Raw genomic sequence first — 1,924 nt, 5'->3', positions numbered from 1 at the left:
CACACGGGGAAGAAAACGCTTCTTTGCCCAACGTCCGTTGCCGTCCATAATCACGGCAATATGTCGGGGGATGGCAGAGTGTTCCAAAATCGTCTGCGTACTGCTTTTCATGTCTGCCTTTCAGGGAACAAACCGTCCAAAGGCCGTCTGAACGGTTTGCACACAGGATTAAATCGCCATCAAATCTTCTTCTTTGGCAGCCAAGAGCTTGTCTGCCTCAGCAATATATTTGTCGGTCAACTTCTGAACCGCTTCCTCGCCTCGGCGGGCTTCATCTTCAGAAATTTCTTTGTCTTTCAACAATTTTTTGATGTGGTCGTTTGCATCACGGCGCACATTGCGGATAGACACACGGCCCTCTTCCGCTTCGCCGCGTACTACTTTGATCAAATCTTTACGGCGTTCCTCAGTCAACATAGGCATTGGAACACGGATCAAATCACCGACAGAAGCAGGGTTCAGGCCCAAGTTGGAATCACGAATCGCTTTCTCGACTTTTGCAGCCATATTGCTCTCGAACGGTTTCACACCGATCGTACGCGCATCCAAAAGCGTTACGTTTGCCACTTGGCTCACAGGCACCATGCTGCCCCAGTATTCCACTTCCACTTGGTCGAGCAGGCCGGTATGCGCACGGCCGGTACGCACTTTAGCCAAATTGTCTTTCAATACTTCCAGAGAACGCTGCATTTTGCCTTCAGCTGTCTTTTGAATATCATTAATCATCTTATACTTTCAATTTCATAGGAATAAAACAGGATTAACCGAGAATAGTACCGTTAAACCGCCACCACGACAAGGCTTTACGCCCCAACAGCCTTGTTTTCTAACCGATATTTAACATCAAACAAAATAAAGGCCGTCTGAAAATCTTTCAGACGGCCTTTTCCTAATTCAAATCCTACTCTCTATTCCGTTCATTCCAAAAGTAACGCCATACAAAGCATGGAAAAGCAAAAATCAGGTAGAGGCAGACAACGGTCGCGTAAAACTCCCAATCTTGGGCATGCACGGCACCAGCTCGCGATTCGAGGATATAGGCGAGGATCGAGGTAAGAAGGAAGCCTGCCAGCAACTCGATCAAGTGATGGCCGATATGTTTGCGTTTCAGGGCGATGATGCCGAAGAATTTGGTGGTAATAAATGGTGCGTTGGCAAAGATAAGTGCCAACAGCAAAAGAATGTACATGGATGCGGTCATGATGGTCTTTCGGTTTTCAGACGGCCTATATGTGATTTTAACATGTTAAATGGGCATTCTTGCCCATCATTATCCGTGGAATATTCAATATCTTGATGATACCTGCTTGATGATTGTTCAAAGGCTTGAGGCCGTCTGAACTTTGGGTATATTTCATCCGAATGCGAATCCTAACAAAAACGGCGGCTTTGGAACAGCCGCCGTTGGTTTTGTTTGAAGCTTACAGGGTATTTTCCAATGCTTTGGCACACCAGTCGATAACGGTTTGCGGCATGATACCCCACAGGAGCAGCAAGAAGGCATTGACCGTCAGAACAAATTTAGCGGCATAGTTACTGCCGACCGGCTGGTCATGATCAGGCGCATCGAAGTAGATGACTTTGACCACGCGCAGGTAGTAGAAGGCGCCAATCAGCGACATGATGACGGCAAATACGGACAACCAAACATGGCCTTGTTTCAAGAGTGCCATAATCACGCCGAATTTGGCGTAAAAACCCATCAGCGGCGGAATACCCGCCATGGAGAACATAGACAGCAACATCAGGAAGGCAAACCATGCATGGCGTTGGTTAAGGCCTGCGAGGTCTTTGATATTTTCACATTCAATGTCTTTGGTGGACAATACCATCAAAACACCGAAGCTGACTGCCGCCATCAAAGCATAGGTAATGGCGTAATACAAACCTGCAGTAAAGCCGACTGCGCCTGCCATAAACGCCA

The 1,924-nt window shown here is 47.3% G+C and carries 3 protein-coding genes and 1 pseudogene; all 4 read right to left on the bottom strand.

The genetic code is table 11. The features are described from left to right. Positions 1 to 111 (bottom strand): annotated as a pseudogene (locus ACTHUE_RS17210) (di-trans,poly-cis-decaprenylcistransferase); the annotation flags it as partial. 57 nt (positions 112 to 168) lie between these two features. After that, positions 169 to 726 (bottom strand): ribosome recycling factor, encoded by a 558-nt coding sequence (gene frr / locus ACTHUE_RS17205; RefSeq protein ID WP_003686718.1) that lies wholly within the window; start codon positions 724 to 726, stop codon positions 169 to 171. Between the two features lie 175 nt (positions 727 to 901). Then, complete coding sequence (locus ACTHUE_RS17200) at positions 902 to 1,201, bottom strand: DUF2818 family protein (protein WP_107768626.1); 300 nt, start codon at positions 1,199 to 1,201, stop codon at positions 902 to 904. Positions 1,202 to 1,421: 220 nt separating this feature from the next. Next, positions 1,422 to 1,924: NADH-quinone oxidoreductase subunit N (locus ACTHUE_RS17195; RefSeq protein WP_440403058.1), on the bottom strand; the 503-nt coding region annotated here is incomplete at its 5' end.

Source organism: Neisseria sp. P0021.S005, from assembly GCF_051956955.1.
The sequence above is the reverse complement of the archived record's forward strand: the minus strand, read 5'-3'. Positions and strand labels throughout refer to the sequence as shown.